Below are 19,722 nucleotides of genomic sequence, written 5' to 3' on the forward strand. Positions count from 1 at the left end.
TTCATTCAATAAAAAAAGCCATAATTTATTTAGAGGACACTCCTGTATCCCTAAATAAATTTATGGCTTTTCTCAAATATCTCCGGCCTCTATTAACTTGTCGAAATTAATCATACCAAACCTATTAAATTTTGTGAATATGATTTTTTAATAAAGTAAAACTTCAATCAACCAAGTTTTATGCATCCTCCATTGAGTATTAGTTCACACTGATCAGACTTTTATAGACAATGATTAGCTATAATGTCTTTTTGTTTTTATCAACTATTTTATTTACATAATATTATTATCTTTTATAACAACTTTCATTTTTTACAATTTTTAGTTAAAAAGTGGATAATTTATATACAACCACACTTCCTTATTTATTTGAAAATTTCATAATAAATTGTTCATAACCTCTTCAAGTACTGTGTTTATTGGAGATATAACCTCTTTCCCTGAACGCCACCCTATAAAGCCATCAGGTCTAATCAATACAGCACCTCCTTTCTCTATCCCATATAATTTGCTAAAAACATCTTCTTGAGCAATAAAGTCTCCACTTAGACCAACTCGATACACTTTTATATTTATTCCTAATTTAGATGAAGCATCATGTGCAGCTTCATCCCAAGAACAATTTTCTATTCCTGTAAGTAATACAAAATTGTTACCGAATAAGTCTAGTATAGAAGCTTCTTTCCCTTCATACACCCCCAAAAAATGTGGTGCTCGCGTGCCAGGTCTTCCGTTCAACTCTACTACATCCATTCTATGCGGAGTGTTGGAGTCATCTATAATCGCCTCTGAACAATACTGATACCCAACAGTTACAGCTAAACCATCCATATTATTCAAACTGCCTTCCTCTCTATTCGCAGCACGAAATAATAAACTACTCGCATAATCCGTCGTTAATTTTGCAACAGGGTATCTCTCATCATGGTATGTTTCTAACAATTTCGGTTTTGCTTTCCCTTTTATAACAGCAGCTAACTTCCAGGCTAAATTATGCGCATCTTGTATTCCCGTATTTGAACCAAATCCTCCTGTTGGCGGCATAATATGTGCAGAATCACCAACTAAAAAAATGCGATTTTCTTGAAATTTTATCGCTGTACTTTCACTCGCTTCCCACGGTAGAACACTTAATATTTCTGGTTCAACATTTGTACTTCCAATTGCTGTTTGAATAATTTGTTTACAACGTTCTATATTGAAATCCTCTGGCCCCTCTCCTTTTAATGGATCGTAGGCTACATGATAAATCCATTTTTTTACGTTATCAACCGGGATGAGTGCACCAAGAACCTCCGGATGAAGTACCATAGAAAAACCGAATGCGTCTCCTTGTATAAACTCACTTAAATCAGCTTCAAAATAAATATTTATATAATAGCCACCAATGGTTCCACGACCCTCAGTTTTAATCCCTAACTGCTCACGTATTTTACTTTTCGCCCCATCTGCCGCAATTACATAATCACAATGTATGATACTCTCTTTTTCTGTTTCACGATCTCGAATCGTTGCTATTACTCCGTTCTCATTTTGTTCAAATAAAATTAATTCATGATAAAAAGATAGTTCTCCGCCTAATGTCTTCGCTTCTTGTAACATCATTTCTTCTAAAATAATTTGATAACAAGCAGTTTGTTTTGATGCGCTAATCTCTTCTATTTTTTGAAGTAACTTTTCATCGTTTCCATACTGAGTGGCTCTCATTTTTTCCAATTCTTCCTGATTCGCCTCAGCTATTGTACGAACCGCTATTCTTCCTCGGCAATTTTCTAGTGCTTTCCCCGCCAATTTAATTCTATTTTCTAAACCTATTTCTCGAAATAACTCCATTGTACGTAAAGTAAGCCCGCCTGCTTTCGGATGAATTGCAGTAGACGGATGTCTTTCAATAAGTAAGTACCTAATATTATGTTTTGCAAGAAATAACGCAGACGCTAATCCTGATAATCCCCCTCCAACAATTAAAACTGGTACATAATTTGGTTTCATATATTTATCCTCCACATCATTGTTCTGAGCTCAGTATCATAAATATAATTAAAAAAACCATTAAAATATAGACTTATATTTCATTTTGAATTATCATATAGATATATTACGCTCCAAAATCCCTTTTACCTTTTCATACATCTATAATCCACCTGAATTGTGTGTGTATGAAAGAGTAAAACAAAAGAACTTACTTTACGTTGAGCCATGTTCTATCATAGAAATCAGAAATAATACAAAAATTATAAGCGATCATAACCTTATGGATTATATAAGGTTGCGATCGCTTATTTTATTGTTAAATCATTTTTCATTTTTAAAATTTCATCTATTGAGTTATGTAGTCCTTCCAATCCCTTTTCTATCCCTCTATAATTTTCAACAATAAAAAATTCATTCGTCTCGATTTTCTTTCCCAATATTGCAGCTCATACAACAATCATGTAGCATTACCGTATCGATGCAATGGTTCATCATCTTAAACCTTTCGACTAATTTATTGGAGGCAAAGTGATTGAAATGAATAAACAAGAACAATTAAATGTTATAAAAAAAGATTTTATTGATTCTCAAAAAGTATTATTGGCAATTGGCGATGAAACAAGGCAAGCTATTTTGTTAGTTCTCATGGAAACGGAATGTCAAACCGGATTACGTGTAGGAGAAATTACGAAGCAAACACACCTTTCCCGCCCAGCAGTATCACATCACCTTAAGATTTTACGAGAAGCTGGTATTATTTTAATGCGAAAAGAAGGCACAAAAAACTTTTATTATATTGATATACGTACAAAATTAGGTTTATTAAAAAATCTTGTGTTAGATATTGAAAAGCTATTGCACAACTTTTATTGAAATAAAGATACGGTATTTGGAGGTATAAGAAATGAAAGCAATGATAATTGATAGATATGGAAAAGTCCCAATGCGTATGACAGAGGTACCTACTCCTGAAATAAATGAGTATGAAGTGCTCGCAGAAATTCATGCAGCAAGCATTAATCCAATTGATTTTAAAATACGCGACGGAAAAGTAAAAATGTTACTGAAATATGAAATGCCCCTAATACTTGGTAATGACTTTTCCGGTGTCATCGTAAAGATTGGGGCAAAAGTGACTAACTTTAAAGTCGGTGATGAAATATATGCACGCCCAAGAAAAAATAAGATTGGTACTTTCGCGGAGTATATAGCCATTCATGAAGATGATATAGCTTTAAAACCTAATAATTTAAGTTTTGAGGAAGCTGCTTCGATTCCACTCGTTGGCTTAACATCATATCAAGCATTACATGACATCATGCAATTACAAAAAGGACAAAAGATTTTAATTCACGCTGGATCCGGTGGTGTTGGTACTTTTGCTATTCAGTTAGCAAAAATAATGGGTGCCACTGTTACAACGACTGCTAGTGAAGCTGGTGCGAATTTAGTAACGTCTCTTGGCGCAGATGAAATTATTAATTATAAAACAGAGAAATTTGAAGATGTACTAAAAAATTATGATGCGGTATTTGATACAATCGGCGGTGCAACACTTGAAAAATCATTCAATATTATAAAAAGCGGAGGAAACATTGTTTCCGTTTCAGGCATGCCGAATGCTCACTTCGGTAAAGAATTTGGTTCAGGATTCTTTAAAACTCTCTTATTTTCATTAGCCAGCAAAAAACTTACCGCACTTGAAAAAAAGCATAATGCTCAATATTCATTTTTATTTATGAAGCCAAGCGGGGATCAATTACGTACTATTGCAAACTATATTGAAGCTGGACAAATCAAACCTGTAATCGATCGAGTTTTCCCTTTTGAAGATGCTCAAAAAGCAATGGAATACTCAGAGTCTGGAAGAGCAAAAGGAAAAATAATTGTAAAAATGAAATAATAATAAAACCTCCATTTTCTTAAAATGGAAGTTTTAAATTTGCTGTTAAATAGACATTGTGCAATGAAGTCCTTACAATAGATTGCAAGGGGAAATATTATATTATACTTTTAGTTAACTTTACAAAGAATACATACGTACAAATACATATCCTAATTACAAAAGAGGAGGAGATAAAATGACTAAAAATAATGAAGCTGGTTGGAATTTAGATAATAGTTATACGACTTTACCACAATCATTCTATACAGAAATCCCCCCTACTCCCGTAAGTTCACCGGAGCTAGTTAAACTAAATCATTCACTAGCAATATCTCTCGGCTTTAATCCTGAAGAATTGAAAAAAGAAGTTGAAATTGCTATTTTCGCTGGTAATGCACTCCCTGAAGGAGCTCATCCATTAGCTCAAGCGTATGCCGGTCATCAATTCGGACATTTTAATATGTTAGGCGACGGTCGTGCCCTTTTAATTGGCGAACAAATTACTCCTTCCGGTAAACGTTTTGACATTCAACTGAAAGGTTCTGGCCCTACTCCGTATTCACGCCGCGGTGATGGTCGTGCTGCACTCGGTCCGATGCTACGTGAGTATATTATTGGTGAAGCAATGTATGCACTTGATATTCCAACTACTCGAAGTTTAGCAGTTGTCTCAACTGGCGAACCAACATATCGTGAAACAAAGTTACCCGGAGCAATTTTAACTAGGGTTGCTAGTAGCCATATACGTGTTGGCACATTTCAATATGCTGCCGCTCGTGGTTCTATCGAGGATCTTCAATCACTAGCTGACTATACGATCAAAAGGCATTATCCAGAAATTGAATCTCATGAAAATCCATATACTGCATTACTACAAGAAGTCATTAAAAGACAAGCAAGTCTTATCGCTAAATGGCAACTTGTTGGATTTATCCATGGTGTAATGAACACTGACAATATAACGATTAGTGGGGAAACGATTGATTACGGTCCTTGTGCATTTATGGACAATTACGACCAAGGAACCGTATTTAGCTCTATTGACACACAAGGCCGTTATGCATATGGAAACCAACCATATATGGCTGCTTGGGATCTCGCTCGTTTAGCTGAATCTTTAATACCTATCCTACATGAAGATGAAGAAGCAGCATTAAAGATTGCACAAGACGAAATTTCAAAATTTAGCGTACAGTATGAAAACCTGTGGTTCCTTGGAATGAAAAAGAAATTAGGACTATTTAGCAACGAGGAACAAGATCAATCACTTATTGAGCAACTTTTAAAAATGATGGAGAAATATAAAGCGGATTATACAAATACCTTCCGTTCTTTAACTCTCGATACGTTAGAAAATACCCCTCTATTCGAAAGTCCAGAATTTAAAGAATGGTACGGACTATGGCAATCTCGATTAGAAAAACAAGAAGAATCAAAAGAGAACGCCTATGAGATGATGAAAAATAATAATCCGTCGATCATCCCAAGGAACCACCGTGTGGAAGAAGCATTAGAAACAGCTGTTACAGATGGAGATTATAGCGTAATGGAGAAACTTCTTGAAGCTTTATCAAATCCTTATGCTTATTCTGCAGAGCAAGAAGAATACTGCGTTCCACCCGTGCCTACGAATCGTCCTTATCGTACTTTTTGTGGGACTTGATTGCAATTAAAAGAACATTTCTAATTATATTAACTGTTAACAACAAACTTAAAAGGTGTTTTCAATATTGAAAACACCTTTTAAGTTAACTTATTTAATGTCCATTTTTAAAATCAACTAAAAATGCCGACTTCAAATCAAAAATACTTCACTCTATATTTATACACGTTCTACTACTAAAAAATCTGGTTTTGCAGGTGCAGGCGTATCTCCATGAGCAGCATATTGTTTTGTATCAAGGTTTAATATCGAAAAATTTTCATGTGCCTCTTGTTTAGATTCAGCTAAAATACCGCCAATACTTAAAGATACAACACCAGCAACCGCTAATCCCATAATAGTTAATCCGATTTTTTTCATTATTTCAACGCTCCTTTGTCAAATATTCTTTTTCTCATTTCATAAGCCTTATAAAAATACTTTTCAGCCTGTTCTATATTGCCTTCTTTATGAAACTCTATTGCCAGCTTTTCAGCATATTCGCAGATATATTCGGTTAAATTTTCTCTTTCAAAGTAAGCAAAACTTTCAAGTATAATTTTTTCTACGTTTTCTGCTTTTAAACATTGACAAAATTCCTTTAGAATTAAAAAATGATACCTATATTCATCATTTTTTAATTCTTTACAAACTTCCAATCCAATTTCAATTAACTCTTTTGCCTTTTCTATTTCTCCTATTTTATAATATTCTCCTGCCTCTATAAAAATAGCTTTATAATGATTCGGCATTTTTTTAGAAACTTCTGATAAGTGCCTAATAGCTAAGACTGAAAGGTTTTGGCTCGCATACAATAATCCCAAATTATGCCTTATTCTTAAAACTAGTGTTTCAGCATCTTTTTTTTGCAAAGTATTTAATGCTGAAACAATATACTCCTCTGCTCTTTCATGCTGTTTTAATTTTGAAAAAGATAATCCCAAAACATTTTCACATAGTGCTACATTCATTTCATGCCCTGCATGTTTTGCAAAGATATCCCTTGCTTTCGAAGCATATTCAATAGCTGAATATGCTTGATACATTTGATATTTTAATGTAGAAACTCTGTAGTTCAACTCTGCTTGTTCAACTTCATCTGGAATATGCTTTAGTAATCCTTCCGCTTTATCAAAATAGTTACTCGCTTCACTATAATTTGAGAGAATTGTAGAATGTATGGATTTGAATAAATAATAATAATATTCTAAAAATTCATCGTTCGGTTTAGGCAACGAATCCACTTTATCAAAAGAATTTTTTGAAATACCTATACCATCAATTAGCACTTTATATCGAAAATCTAAAAGATAATAGTGAAATAAAACATTTATATCTTCTTCGATAATATGTAGCTTTTTATCAATCTCTTCCTTTATTTTTTTCGCTTCACTTACTCGTTGGGCTCTGATATTTTGGTACCAATCATTCAGCATCTTGGTAATTAATTTATTACCCGTGATTTGTATATTCATTGAAACCCCTCCCCCTCCTCTTTAATTATTCTAAAAGTAACACAATTCAATTATTTATATCCATATTTATATATATTTCTCAACAATTGTTTAAAATTCAACTCCTCAATTTATTATTTGTCCACATTACACCCATCTCTTATAACCTCTGAATATGAGTATCCTTAAAATCCGTCTCATATTTCAATCCATATCCAAACATTCGATCCATTCCAATATGTGCTGTCCATATTAAGCCAATCATTAGAACGGTATCTATCTTAAAATAGACACCTATTAGTACAATTAATATGGATATGATATATGTGTGACATACATTATATATTTTAGCACCAACGTGATTATTGATCCCATATGCTAACATTGATAAATCCGGCGCTAAAAGGAATACAAAAAATATAATCCAACCAAATTCATATATCGAATACATATAAATCGTGGCTAAAAATACAATCAGTCCTTCAAAATGTACAATACGTTTTTGCATTCTTTATCATTCCTCTATTTCAAATGAAATGCGCGTCTCTTATTTTTCTATATTTATTGATAAATTTTTATCAATAAAGTTCCCCTTTGCATTTTGCATTCCTACTCCTATTGAAATGGCTCTTCTAGTCCCTTCATCTAATCCAAGTACGAACGCAGTTATATACCCGAGCAAAAAACCAAATGCATTATGGAGCATCACTGCAACAAAGATAAGAAGACCTGAAGAAGTAATGCTACTTACATTTGCTGAAACAATTGCAGAAACAATAATGATAATTGCTATAACCGATATTAAAGGTATTACAGTCATTCCTTTATTAACGGTATAAGGAAAAAACTTCTTCACTAATAATCCCAAAATGATAGGCACGATAATGCCTTGTACGATAGAAAGAAACATAGACATAGCATTTACTGGCAGTCATTGCAATAGACAACGCTAAATTTCCTTTTGCTAAATAAGCCATAACATTTGATGCGGTGCCACCCGGTACTGAACCGAACAACACTAATCCAGCTGCTAATTCCGCTGGTAGATTCATAACGTAGGCGAGTACGTATGCGACAAGTGGCATAATAATAAACTGAGCACATACACCGATAATAACTGGCAATGGTTTTGTAGCGATGATTTTGAAATCAACAGCCTTTAATGTTAACCCCATCCCAAACATGACAACCCCAAGTAAAATTGTTATGTAACTAGTTAACCCGAGAAATGGCGTGGGAATGAAATATGCAATAGCTGCAATACAAATAACCTAAAATGCAAAATACTTTCCAGCTATATTACTTATCGCTTCTAGTACTTTCACCCAATCATCCCTTATCCTTTAACTGAAACACCTTATTCGGATTCAAAATATTTTGCGGATCAAGAGCTTTCTTTATTTTCTCCATTACGAATAATGCCGCCCCATGTTCTTCTTCTTGATACTTTCGTTTTCCGACTCCAACGCCATGTTCTCCCGTGCACGTTCCACCTCGTTTAAGAGCATATAGAACGATACTTTCGTTTATTTCGTCTGCCTTCTTCACTTCTTCTTTATCTTTTGTATCAATCATTAAGAGTACATGGAAATTCCCATCTCCAACATGACCGAGAATACCACCAATAAGACCTACTTTATGTAATACCTCTTTCGCATGGTGAATCGCACCAGCTAATTCTGAAATCGGCACACATACATCTGTACTCATTAGTTTTTTGCCAGGATAACTATGCACGTAAGAATACGCTAAGTTATGTCTTGCATCCCATAATTTATTTCTCGCCGCAGTTTCCGTCTCAAACGCGATTTCTTTACATTTATGATCAAGAACGATTTCTTTCGTAAATTCAATATCTTGCTTTAGCCCCGCTTCATTGCCATGAAACTCTAAAAACAGTGTAGGTTCTTCTCTATAACTTGTTTCATTATAATGATTTACTTGTTTCATAGATAATTCATCAACAAGTTCAATTCTGGCAATCGGAATACCTGCTTGCAAAATATGTATAACAGCCTCTACTGCATCATTTATAGTTGGAAACGATGCTCTCGCTGCCATAACATGCTCTGGTATACCATATACTCTTAAAGTTAATTCCGTAAAACATCCAAGCGTCCCTTCTGAACCTACGAAAATACCATTTAAATGATAACCTGATGATGACTTCGCTGCTAAATTCCCCGTATGTATTACGCCTCCATCAGCTAGAACCACTTCTAAATCACGAACTTGATCACGCATTACGCCATACTTAACCGCTGTCGTTCCGCTTGCATTTGTAGCAGCCATTCCACCTAACGTTGCATCGGCTCCTGGGTCTACACTAAAAAACAATCCATACTTTTTCAATTCTTTATTAAGCTGAGAGCGGGTCACTCCTGGCTGTACTCTCACAAGAAAATCCTTCTCCCTTATTTCAAGTATTTTATTCATAAGAGAAAAATCCATTGTGATCCCCTTTTCATACGGAATTACATGTCCTTCTAAACTAGAGCCTACCCCAAATGGAACGACAGGTTTTTTATGCTCACTTGCTACTTTCATTATCCCGCTAACCTCTTCGGTCGTTTTTGGAAAAACAACTACATCAGGTAAACTACTAGCATGATATGATTCATCTTTACTATGTAACTCTCTTACTGTCTCATTTATTACTACTCGATCTTCAGGAAGCATATCCTTTAATTCATTTACTAAATGCTCAATTGTTATTTCCATAACTAACTCTCCTTTTTTAGTTTTAAAATAAGTATACCATTTTTATACAAAATAATTAGAAAAATAAGATTATTGAACTTTAAGCATACAAAAAAGAACTTGCAGCACCCGCTACAAGTTCTTTTCAAACTACATTTTATATGACTTCTTTATTAACAACATAAACCAAATTAATGTAACTGCCATCAACGAATGAGAAAAACCTACAATATACGTTAGCTCTTTAAAATCCGCTCCATTCAATTGAAGAAGCCCTCTCGCTGCCAGCGAACCTAACATTAAAGTTAATGCAATGTTATGTAAAACAAACCATTTATTAAATCCTTTCACTTCATGAAACGCGAATACTTTTGCTAATCCTAAAGCAATTAAAAAGAAGAAAAAACCAAGTACAAGTGTATGTGTATGTAAAAGGTTTAATAAAGTAGAGCCTAAAATCCCTTTATACTTCCCATACTCCCTAGCAAATATTCCTGACAATAAACCGATAATTAAATACGTAAACGATGCATTATATAATTTTTTCATTATGTACCTCCTTGAGTAGAATGTGTAGTGTGTCATATTTAGTAATAATGATAGTTATATAGTAAAAACTCCTAGTCACCTAGGAGTCATTGTATAAGTATCTCACTCTTTACAATCAAATCTAATTATAAAATATCCTTTTATACAAAACAAACGAACTTTATGTGAACAAGTAGAGCGTAAATAAAATATGTTGCACTTTTGTATTACGCAATCCATACTAATTGTTATAACATTTAAAGGTGGTGCAATACACTGATAGTTCTTGAAACTGAACGACTCACTCTTCGTTGGCTCGATATAAATGATGCTCCGTTTATTCTTGAATTAGTAAACGATCCTGCATGGATTCAGTTTATTGGTGATAAAGGGGTTAAAAACTTAGAAGACGCAAAAAATTATATCGTAAACGGACCAGTCGATATGTATAACAAACTCGGATTTGGCCTTTACTTAGTAGAAAGAAAAGAAGATCTCACGCCACTTGGTATGTGCGGTCTTATTAAAAGAGATTCATTAGAAGATGTTGATATCGGCTTTGCCTTTTTAGAAAAATTCCGTTCAAAAGGATATGGCCAAGAGTCTGCTTCTGCGGTAATCGAATACGGTGTACAAAAACTTGGACTGAAACGAATTGTAGCAATTACTTCTATAGATAACATCACCTCAGGAAAGCTTTTAGAAAAAGTAGGATTGCAGTTCGAAAAGATAATTTCAGACTCAGGAGAAGATTTAAAATTATTCGGGTATAACGCGTAATAAAAAGGTCACCACTCATGGTGACCTTTTTGTTATTTTACTGATTTTATAATAATCTTTTGAGTTACATTATAGTTGTATCAATTCTTGTAATTACCAATACTCCTTTCACATTACATTTTTGGAACTTTATAGAAATAAAACTTCCACTTCTAAATTAATTATATTAATATATTAAATAAAGGAAGTGAGAATAAATGGAACAACCACTATTTTTGTTAGTTCTTCAATTCATTGCAATTGTATTAAGCATTTGTATCGTATATGGAATCTTGTACAATACCGTATTGAAATTAAATATGCCTAAATGGACTGCACATATGGTAGCTACGGTCTTTTCTCTTGGTATTGCCTATCAAGCTTTTATAAATTTCATTTGAAAAACTTTTGTAGCAATTACTTCTACAAATATTGTTGATGCAGTAAAGCTTTTACAAAAAGTAGGATTGCAATTTGAGAGGATTATTTCATGATTAGGAAACGTAACCATTTTTTATAAAGTCTGTCCAGGGCAAAATAATGAAGAATTTATTTCCACTAGAAATATATTTGCATAACAAGGAATGAATTTAATTAATCCTACAACAAATTTCATTTTAGATCAAAAATACGTAAGAAAATAAGCACATCTTGTTATAAAAACAGATGTGCTTATTTTTTAATTTCTATGCATTTTTACGTTTTAAGAAAATCACTCCACCTACAATTAACAGTAATGCGCCTGCAGCCATAGAGATCCAACTAGTAAGGTTAGTACCTGTTTGCGGTAACCATCCAATTTTAGATTGAATTTCATTCTTAGGTTGTGGTTGTTCTTTTACTTGCTCTTTAGGTTGCTCTGATGTTGGAGTATTTTTATCTGGATTCGGCTGTTCTGGTTTAGGTTGTTCCGGTTTTACCTCTTTGAATTTCACTGTTTGTCCCTTATCTTCAATGTCAACGTGAATAGCTACTAAGACACTATCTTGATACAGTTCTTCAAATACTACTACTCCTTTACCTTGTAATGCAGAAGCATTACATGTGAAATCTAATGTGATAGAACCATTTTTCTCTTTTGCAGTAAACTTAGATTCTGCTGTTACTTCTTTACCTTCAACTAATAATGGTTTGTTTGTTGCTTTATCCATTAGTTTACCTTTTACAACGTACTCTTTACCCACGATTAAGTCTTTGTATTCCACTTTATCTTGGATTGTTACAGATTTTGTAGCGTCTAATTCTTTAGAACCATCAGCTTTGTTTGTAGCTGTTGTTTTTATTGAAGGCTCTACAAATCGAACTGTTTGACCTGCATCGTTAATGTCTGCATGAGTTGCAATTACTTGACCTTCATGTAATAAGTCTTCAAACACGACTACTTCTCTTCCTTGCTGTTCAGCACCAACGAAAGTAAATGCTACTGTTACAAAACCATTCTTTTCTTTTGCAGTAAACTTAGTCTCAGCTATTACTTCTTTACCATCAATTAATAATGGTTCTTTAATAGCTTTGTTCATTAATTTACCTTTTACAGTGTACTCTTTGCCAACAACTAAGTTAGTATACTCTACTTTATCTTGGATAGTGATAGAATCATTTGCATGAATCTCTTTTCCACCATCAGCTTTGTTTGTAGCTGTTGTTTTTACTGAAGGCTTAACGAACTTAACTGTTTGACCCTTGTCGTTGATATCAGCATGTGTTGTAACAATTTTTCCGTTTTTCAGTAACTCTTCGAATACTACTACTTCTTTTTCTTCTAAACCAGTTGCATCAAATGTAAAATCTAATGTAATAGAACCATTTGCTTCTTTTGGTGTAAACTTAGTTTCAGTTGTTATTTCTTTGCCATTTACAACTAATGGTTTATTAGTTTTTTTATCCATTAATTTACCTTTTACAGTGTACTCTTTACCTATTTGTAGATCTTTGTATTCCACTTTATCTTGGATTGTTACAGACTTAGACGTGTGCATTTCTTTTGTGTCATCTGTTTTATCAGTAGCTGTTGTTTTTATTGAAGGAATCTTTTCATCTTTGACAATATGTTTAATGATTTGACCATTCTCTTTGATCTCAAAAGAGAACGTTTCTTCATTCAATACATAACCTTTTGGTGCAACAGTTTCTTTATATGTGTATTTTCCAAATGGTAACTTTTCAAACTTCGCGATACCTTTATCGTCTGTTTTTCCTTTTACTACTTCTTTTCCTGCTTCATTATAAATAGTAAACTCTGCATTTGGAAGTTTGTTGTTTCCATCAGCTACATCAACTTTTGTAATTTCTAGATCACCTTTGATAAGATGATTAACTGCTAATAACTCAATAATTTTCCCATGTTCCTTTATTTCGAACACAATCGGTTCTTTAATAAGAACGTAACCATTTGGAGAAGCCTTTTCTACAAATGAATATTTACCATATGCTAAATTTTTGACGTTAACTTCACCTTTTTTATCTGTCTTATATTCACCAATAACTTTCCCACTTGCATCTTTTAACTCGAATACTGCACCTTCTAATTTTTTGCTGATATCTTCATTATCTACTTTAAGTAATTTTACACTACCTTTTACTTCGGTATTTTCTACTGTAAAAGTAAGTGTTTTATTGTGCTCTTTAATTTCAAAAGGATACTTTGTTTTATTTTCAAGATATCCATTAGGTGTTTTTGTCTCTAAGAAATAATACTTACCATACGTAAGATCCTCAACTTTTGCAATTCCATTTTCTTTTGTTACTACTTTTTTCACTTCTTTTCCATCTTCAGTGAAGACTGTGAATTCAACATTTGGCAAAATCTTTCCTGAATCACTAAGTTTTTTTATTTCGATGTTACCTTTTACTTTATTGTTTACTACTTGAACAGCTCCTGTTTCCCCTGTTTTAACTTCAATAGTTTGTGGTTTATCACCTGAAACATAACCTGTTGGTGCTTTAATTTCTTTTACTGTATATGTACCAATTTGTAGGTTATTTAATTCTGCAGTACCATCAGCACCAGTCGTGATTTTTCCAACTGATTCATTATTTGCATTAAAGACTTCAAATACTGCACCAGCTAGAACTTCCCCATTTTCTCCAACCTTTTTAATTTTTAAAGAACCAGTTGCTTCCCAATTTACTGCAAGATCACTACTAAGTTTTTCTTCATTTCTTTCTAATAATACTGTAGCATTCTGAACAGTATCCGTGCCGCGGTAAGCAATTGCTTGAACTTTAGTTAAATTAGCAGCAACACTTAAATTAAATTCACCTGTTTTTGTGTTCTTAGGAATTTGGATACGGAATTTTTCCCCAACTGAAAGCTGATCTCTCACTTCACCATTTTCACTAACAATTTTAACTCCATTAGGGGCATTTTTCGCCACTACCTTATAAGAACCACTCTTAGCATTTGTTTGTACTGTGTATAGATTCGTTTCAAAGAACTCACCCTTTAATTCTGCTTTTTGCTTTTCAGCAGGAATCACATTCATAAAAATATCTTGCGTCTCTTCACTATTATTAGCATTATTAATAATAGCCTTAGCTGCTTTTTCAACATTTTTATTCTCATGTTTTAATTCATTTACATCAAGTTGACCTAATGCATTCCAGACCGCAAGCTGAGTTGCATAATGCGCTTCATTTTCATTAGCTACTCCCAGCTGTTGAGTACTTTTTTGTGGGAAACCATTTAATAAGACCTTATATACTACATTATCTGTTTTCCCCATTTCAGGAAGATCTTCACCATTTGGTGATTTTAATCCAAGAGTTAAGCAATAAGCAATTTGACCGCTTGAATTTTTAATAAATTCAGTCCGAATGTACTTACCTAGACTATTACTATAACTCCATTCCATTGAATATTTTTCATGCGTCATAACTTCTGCACTAGCCCTTGGTAAAAACACATTAAGGAATAATGCCAGTACTGATAATAATGTAAAAACTCTTATAATAACTCTCTTACCCAATTTTGAACCCTCCCTAAAATAAATTTATCCGAGTGTATATCGCAATATCTAAAACATTCACGAGCAACCCGATTATCATTATAAAACAAAAAATTACAAATATTAAATATTTTTAACTAAATAGTCATAAAATTTACACATTTTAATATTTTTCAAGTTTTTAAATGAGTTTACTATATACAGATTCCAAAACACGACTGCAATTAACCAGATAAATATGTATGTTAAATATGTAACTAGTAGTTCTTTTGTTCAAGTTAGTAATCTTCTATTTTATCCAACCATTACTGTAAGAAAATCCACCCAATTGCTTTTACCTAATAAATAAAAAAAGGCATCAAACGTTTCGCTTTGTAATCATATATTTTGGCATATTTAATTATCTTTAAAAGAGGCCACTATTTAAATTACTAGCTTACTTCTTTCCATTCTATTTATAAATATGTACAATTTGTTCAAAAAAAGTTCCCTATTTTATATTAGGAAACTTTTTACGTAGTATGAACCTAAAAACCTAAAATCCCTATAATCTGGCGGGCCTTAGCATTATCAATATAATAATGCATCTCTAACCCTCGTCTTTCTGCACGGAGTACGGTTCCCTTTAATTTTGATAGATGTTGTGAAACAGTGGATTGCGGGAGTCTTAATATTTCCGTTAACTGTGTAACATTACACATTTTATGGTGCATTAATTCATTTACAATTTGTAATCGAACGGGATGTGCCATTACCTTTAATACATCTACATCTTCTTCACTAATTTTAACTCGATTTCTATTAGATAGTAATGTTGTCATTTCGTATTCTCCTTTATTATTTATTTCTATTTTCCTATTATCCTTATAAGTAGTACTTATAGATGATTACCATTTGTCCTGTTGAGAAAATATATTCTCTTTCTTAAATAAAAAAAGACCCCTATCCTGAAAAACAGTAATTACTACTTCAATGAATTAATGTCCTCTAATTTTCAGCCAAACTATATTTTATTTTGGAAAGATTATTTCGTAGTCTATTACATGATTTTTCGTTTAACATACTTTGTTAAACGAAAAATCTATAAGAAATCTTCCTTCATTTCGCCTTATACAACTTATACTATTTATTTCTCAACACAAATAAACGAAATTAAATTCCCAATAATGGTAACTTCAGCTGTTAACTATTATTCCTTTTAACTTTCCCCAATTAAAAATAGCCTTTTCTTTTCATTTTCTTGTTACCCCGAATAATATGTACCCCTCTTTTACTCTATTAATTCATTATTACACTCCTCCATTTAGATATAAGGGGAACTTCTTATTCAAAGAATTAATTATGCAACATTGCATTTGATAATCACCTTCGTTGTAACTATAATGATTACAGCATTACTATTAATCCAAATATTCTACATGGAGGTTTTATTATGTTCAAAAAAATTATTGTATCTTCTATGGCGCTTACTATGTTCGGTGGAGCTGCAACTATGCTAGAGGTACCTAGTGCTCAAGCAGCTTCTTATAACTCAACATCATCCTCTTACTTTGATGTCACTCCTGAAGAGGCCGCGGCTTTCTATCAATCTCAAGACTATAAAAAATTAAAAGTATTTATGGATGACTTTGAAGCTAGAAACCCTTATACTCCTGGTGGAGGCTACGCTCAAGGTAGTGTACGTATGCAAAAATTCAACGATGCTCTTAGAGATGCTAAATTAACAAATATCTACCAAGAATTTATTAGAATCTCATACTACAATCATTATCCAGAACCAAAATAATAACCACGGATAAAATGTTTATTATTTCTATAACTTAGCCTAATTTTAAATGTATAGCCTAAAAATAATGATTAGAAACCACTCATATAAGAGTGGTTTTTCTATTTCCCTATATAATTTAGCTGCATGTTAAGTCACCTTTATTTTGAAATCTTTCATAATGGACATTCTCCCGTTTACACAAACTAGTAGATTAGCGAAGGAAATATCAAAATGTCTTTATAAGTGGTTGGAAGTAATTCTTTTCTGTTTCATAACAAAAAACGAGCACCCTCTCACAATTACATAAGGGTGCTCGTTTTTACTTTTATGGGGGACTCTCGGGTCAATATCATCTCTTTCCAGAAAGTAAAAATTAAATCAGCTCATAAACAAGGTTTTTTAAATTTAATTCATAGATCTTACTGCAACTTGGAATTGTCCCTTAGAACCATCATCATTTGAAACGTAAATTTTATATGTTCCAATCGGTAATGGAGATAAAGCATTCCGTACATTTGTAACATTAATTTGTTGTTCTCCAGGTTTTATATAACCACCAACAATTAACTCCGTATTTGGGCCTTTTACACTATACCCCATTGTATTTTGGCCATTATTTTTCATAAAGAAGCTTAAATCAGTACTCCCATTATATACAAAAGAAGTGACAGCCTCTCCACTATAATCCATTGTTTGAGTTAATAATATGTCTGCAGGAACGTGTTCAACTATATTAATTGCATCATTCGTTTTGTGCACTTCTTCAGCATAAGTATTATTCCCTAACACACCAAGTGTTAATGCCGAAATCACTCCACAACTAAGCACTAGTTTATTTAACTTCATTTTAAGTTCCCCCTTGATGTTTGTATTCTATTACCATCATACATTCTTTTTTAAGTGCGTTTTTATGTAATAATTCATATCCTTAAATACACATATAATAACTTTACGTATTAACATTTATTGAGTAACTCACATAGATAAAGCTACAGTATTATGTTTTATAAAAAAGAACATGTTAATTTCAAAGGTTTTTTCACACAAAATGTATACGATTCATTACCACAATACTCGAGTGAACAGTGTTTTCATTTCAGATAAATTATATGAATAAAAAAATTTTAAATTTTCACTTTGTAATTCGGTAAATTCCATGTTAATATAACGAAAGCTACAAAACAATGGTCGTCATATATATTGTTTTCACAGAATATTCACACTCAAAAACCCATTATTTTACCAGTAATTCAATCCCAATTTTATCTATACAAAAGTTATTTTCTAATTTCATATGTACATAAATTCAAGTAGATTTTTTATCTATTATTTTTTCTATCTTCCTCATCAATTCTAATACGAGTAATATAATAACATTTTTTCAAGTATCCTTCCTTTTTTAGATAGAAAGTCTACTAATACTAAACATCTAGGTCCAACTTATACATAATCCTACTTACAAACTATCGGAGATGCAAAACTATGGGAATTTCTACTCTCTTATTAAATACCTTTATTATAATAATTTGTATCCTTAGCTATCACGTATTTTGGCTAGAATTTAGAGAAAAAATAACATGTAATAATATGTTAATTTCTACTCTCTCCTCTATTGCTATTATTTTTTGTATGACTTTTCCTTTTCATTTACATGCTGGCTTTATTTATGATTTACGTTTTATTCCTATCATATTAGTTTTTCTGTATGGAAATATAAAAAACATTGTTCTTATAGGAATTTTATATCTTTCTTATCGCTTTTACTTAGGTGGAAATGGCGTTCTTCCATCATTTATTATCTTTACAATTATTTCTGGTATAACAATGCTCTTCCGTTACTTATTACCTATGCATTTTAAAGAAAAAAAGATATTATTAAGCTTACTCCTTATTTTAGTATGTACAGCTTCACTTTCTATCTGCGGTATTGTAACTCAAATAAATACAGGAGGTAAAATAGACGCTACTCTCATAGAATTTTTATTAAATTATATAATCATTAATATTTTCACATTATTATTATCAGTTTATTTAATAGAGGGAATGATTGAGAAATATAAAATGAAAGAAAAACTGCAACGGGCTGAAAAATTTTATATAGCTAGCGAACTAGCGGCGTCAATTGCACACGAAATCCACAATCCACTAACCACGGTTCATGGATTCACTCAATTATTAAATGAAAAACATGCCTCTAAGCTATCTCAGGATCAATACTTAGAAATCATGTTAATTGAAATGCAGCAAATACAATCTACTATCAATAACTATTTATCTTTAACCAAACCAAAGAACACCCTAAAAGAGAAAATAGATATTAATCACATATTAAATCAGGTGAAAGAAACTATTTCACCACTCGCTCTATCATACAAAGTTGACATAAAACAAAATAGTACAGCTTCCTTTTATATAAATGGGGACCCCGAAAAATTCAGAATCTGTCTAAACAACATCATACAAAACGGAATTGAGGCTATGAAAAATGGTGGAGTATTACAAATAAATATACAAAAAATAAAAGGTAATATTATAGTTGATATTATTGATTCAGGTGTTGGAATGTCATCTCAACAAATAAAACGAATTGCTTTGCCGTTTTATTCAACAACAGAAAAAGGGACTGGACTTGGTACTATGATTGCTTACAGTATTATTAAAGAATTAAACGGAGATATAGAGATAGAGAGTGAATTAGGTAAAGGGACACGCTTTTCTATTAGTATCCCCTGCTAATGTAATGAAAGTTATTTAGATGATAAAAATTTTCTACTTAACTTTTTAAATAAATGAATTTTAAAAATCCCGCTACCTTACGTATCAATTATCTTACTTTCAAATAATAAGGATCAGAGTTTATCTGTAAAAATAGATAAACTCTGATCCTTTAATTAAACGTACTTAAAATTCACTACTTTTCTTACATTTTGATGAACTAATAATTTATCAATTTCATCTCATTTACTGTTCAGATTTGTTTAATTTAAATATAAGATCTCTCGACACTTAATCTGTTAATGTCATTAGAGTCATTGTCTACAGTTGTTTTTTCATTAAAAGCATAG

The 19,722-nt window shown here is 32.3% G+C and carries 16 protein-coding genes and 1 pseudogene; 7 read left to right on the forward strand and 10 right to left on the reverse strand.

Translation table 11 applies throughout. The features are described 5' to 3' along the window. Positions 1–378: 378 nt before the first annotated feature. Positions 379–1,992 carry an FAD-dependent oxidoreductase gene (locus JDS95_RS01615; RefSeq protein WP_139823507.1) on the reverse strand — a complete coding sequence of 538 codons (1,614 nt, stop codon included), beginning with the start codon at positions 1,990–1,992 and terminating at the stop codon, positions 379–381. Positions 1,993–2,502: 510 nt separating this feature from the next. On the opposite strand from JDS95_RS01615, the gene JDS95_RS01620 reads away from it, so the two are divergent. The 3 genes from JDS95_RS01620 (at position 2,503) to JDS95_RS01630 (ending at position 5,522) form a co-directional block, all read left to right on the forward strand. Beyond that, positions 2,503–2,847, forward strand: coding sequence for an ArsR/SmtB family transcription factor (locus JDS95_RS01620; RefSeq protein ID WP_000571879.1), 345 nt, complete (start codon positions 2,503–2,505; stop codon positions 2,845–2,847). A gap of 31 nt (positions 2,848–2,878) precedes the next feature. Beyond that, on the forward strand, positions 2,879–3,877 hold the full coding sequence (locus tag JDS95_RS01625; protein WP_000646449.1) for an NADP-dependent oxidoreductase: 999 nt from the start codon (positions 2,879–2,881) through the stop codon (positions 3,875–3,877). Between the two features lie 178 nt (positions 3,878–4,055). Next, entirely contained in the window at positions 4,056–5,522 is a 1,467-nt protein-coding gene (locus tag JDS95_RS01630) for a protein adenylyltransferase SelO (RefSeq protein ID WP_199690187.1), read from the forward strand. A 159-nt stretch (positions 5,523–5,681) separates the two neighbouring features. On the opposite strand, the gene JDS95_RS01635 is transcribed toward JDS95_RS01630, so the two are convergent. From JDS95_RS01635 to JDS95_RS01660, 6 genes and pseudogenes are all read right to left on the reverse strand, one after another. Continuing rightward, positions 5,682–5,882 (reverse strand): hypothetical protein, encoded by a 201-nt coding sequence (locus tag JDS95_RS01635; protein WP_000719636.1) that lies wholly within the window; start codon positions 5,880–5,882, stop codon positions 5,682–5,684. Then, positions 5,882–6,976, reverse strand: a complete 1,095-nt coding sequence (locus tag JDS95_RS01640) for a response regulator aspartate phosphatase (RefSeq protein WP_001025510.1) — start codon at positions 6,974–6,976, stop codon at positions 5,882–5,884. The genes JDS95_RS01635 and JDS95_RS01640 overlap by 1 nt, the downstream gene beginning before the upstream one ends. Positions 6,977–7,115: 139 nt before the next feature. Then, positions 7,116–7,463 carry a DUF4260 domain-containing protein gene (locus JDS95_RS01645; protein WP_001172035.1) on the reverse strand — a complete coding sequence of 116 codons (348 nt, stop codon included), beginning with the start codon at positions 7,461–7,463 and terminating at the stop codon, positions 7,116–7,118. Positions 7,464–7,550: 87 nt separating this feature from the next. Next, positions 7,551–8,223: pseudogene (locus JDS95_RS01650) on the reverse strand (bile acid:sodium symporter family protein); the annotation flags it as partial. Positions 8,224–8,284: 61 nt separating this feature from the next. Continuing rightward, positions 8,285–9,676: an FAD-binding oxidoreductase gene (locus tag JDS95_RS01655; RefSeq protein ID WP_000406566.1), complete on the reverse strand. Its 1,392-nt coding sequence runs from the start codon at positions 9,674–9,676 to the stop codon at positions 8,285–8,287. 129 nt (positions 9,677–9,805) lie between these two features. Beyond that, a complete protein-coding gene (locus JDS95_RS01660; RefSeq protein ID WP_000737890.1) occupies positions 9,806–10,204 on the reverse strand; it encodes a DUF2871 family protein in 399 nt (132 codons plus the stop codon). Between the two features lie 255 nt (positions 10,205–10,459). On the opposite strand from JDS95_RS01660, the gene JDS95_RS01665 reads away from it, so the two are divergent. Continuing rightward, positions 10,460–10,963, forward strand: coding sequence for a GNAT family N-acetyltransferase (locus tag JDS95_RS01665; protein WP_000636224.1), 504 nt, complete (start codon positions 10,460–10,462; stop codon positions 10,961–10,963). Between the two features lie 197 nt (positions 10,964–11,160). Continuing rightward, positions 11,161–11,343 (forward strand): hypothetical protein, encoded by a 183-nt coding sequence (locus JDS95_RS01670; RefSeq protein WP_000437516.1) that lies wholly within the window; start codon positions 11,161–11,163, stop codon positions 11,341–11,343. Between the two features lie 285 nt (positions 11,344–11,628). Here the strand turns inward: JDS95_RS01670 and JDS95_RS01675 are convergent, their stop codons facing one another. Beyond that, positions 11,629–14,910, reverse strand: a complete 3,282-nt coding sequence (locus JDS95_RS01675; protein ID WP_000520173.1) for a VaFE repeat-containing surface-anchored protein — start codon at positions 14,908–14,910, stop codon at positions 11,629–11,631. A 506-nt stretch (positions 14,911–15,416) separates the two neighbouring features. Continuing rightward, a complete protein-coding gene (locus JDS95_RS01680; RefSeq protein ID WP_000209595.1) occupies positions 15,417–15,710 on the reverse strand; it encodes an ArsR/SmtB family transcription factor in 294 nt (97 codons plus the stop codon). A gap of 611 nt (positions 15,711–16,321) precedes the next feature. On the opposite strand from JDS95_RS01680, the gene JDS95_RS01685 reads away from it, so the two are divergent. Next, entirely contained in the window at positions 16,322–16,675 is a 354-nt protein-coding gene (locus JDS95_RS01685; RefSeq protein WP_000473491.1) for a hypothetical protein, read from the forward strand. A 387-nt stretch (positions 16,676–17,062) separates the two neighbouring features. Here JDS95_RS01685 and JDS95_RS01690 read toward each other — a convergent pair whose 3' ends face one another. Beyond that, positions 17,063–17,503, reverse strand: a complete 441-nt coding sequence (locus JDS95_RS01690) for a hypothetical protein (RefSeq protein WP_000773514.1) — start codon at positions 17,501–17,503, stop codon at positions 17,063–17,065. 636 nt (positions 17,504–18,139) lie between these two features. Here JDS95_RS01690 and JDS95_RS01695 point away from each other — a divergent pair. Further along, complete coding sequence (locus JDS95_RS01695) at positions 18,140–19,393, forward strand: ATP-binding protein (protein WP_144467321.1); 1,254 nt, start codon at positions 18,140–18,142, stop codon at positions 19,391–19,393. Positions 19,394–19,722 lie beyond the last annotated feature (329 nt).

It is taken from the genome of Bacillus cereus group sp. N24 (assembly GCF_016483345.1).
Lineage (GTDB): Bacteria > Bacillota > Bacilli > Bacillales > Bacillaceae_G > Bacillus_A > Bacillus_A toyonensis.

Bases quoted from the DNA above. Each gene is read 5' to 3' on its own strand.
- JDS95_RS01615 (WP_139823507.1), bottom strand. From the start codon at position 1,992: ATGAAACCAAATTATGTACCAGTTTTAATTGTTGGAGGGGGATTATCA.
- JDS95_RS01625 (WP_000646449.1), top strand. From the start codon at position 2,879: ATGAAAGCAATGATAATTGATAGATATGGAAAAGTCCCAATGCGTATG.
- JDS95_RS01630 (WP_199690187.1), top strand. From the start codon at position 4,056: ATGACTAAAAATAATGAAGCTGGTTGGAATTTAGATAATAGTTATACG.
- JDS95_RS01635 (WP_000719636.1), bottom strand. From the start codon at position 5,882: ATGAAAAAAATCGGATTAACTATTATGGGATTAGCGGTTGCTGGTGTT.
- JDS95_RS01640 (WP_001025510.1), bottom strand. From the start codon at position 6,976: ATGAATATACAAATCACGGGTAATAAATTAATTACCAAGATGCTGAAT.
- JDS95_RS01645 (WP_001172035.1), bottom strand. From the start codon at position 7,463: ATGCAAAAACGTATTGTACATTTTGAAGGACTGATTGTATTTTTAGCC.
- JDS95_RS01655 (WP_000406566.1), bottom strand. From the start codon at position 9,676: ATGGAAATAACAATTGAGCATTTAGTAAATGAATTAAAGGATATGCTT.
- JDS95_RS01660 (WP_000737890.1), bottom strand. From the start codon at position 10,204: ATGAAAAAATTATATAATGCATCGTTTACGTATTTAATTATCGGTTTA.
- JDS95_RS01670 (WP_000437516.1), top strand. From the start codon at position 11,161: ATGGAACAACCACTATTTTTGTTAGTTCTTCAATTCATTGCAATTGTA.
- JDS95_RS01680 (WP_000209595.1), bottom strand. From the start codon at position 15,710: ATGACAACATTACTATCTAATAGAAATCGAGTTAAAATTAGTGAAGAA.
- JDS95_RS01685 (WP_000473491.1), top strand. From the start codon at position 16,322: ATGTTCAAAAAAATTATTGTATCTTCTATGGCGCTTACTATGTTCGGT.
- JDS95_RS01690 (WP_000773514.1), bottom strand. From the start codon at position 17,503: ATGAAGTTAAATAAACTAGTGCTTAGTTGTGGAGTGATTTCGGCATTA.
- JDS95_RS01695 (WP_144467321.1), top strand. From the start codon at position 18,140: ATGGGAATTTCTACTCTCTTATTAAATACCTTTATTATAATAATTTGT.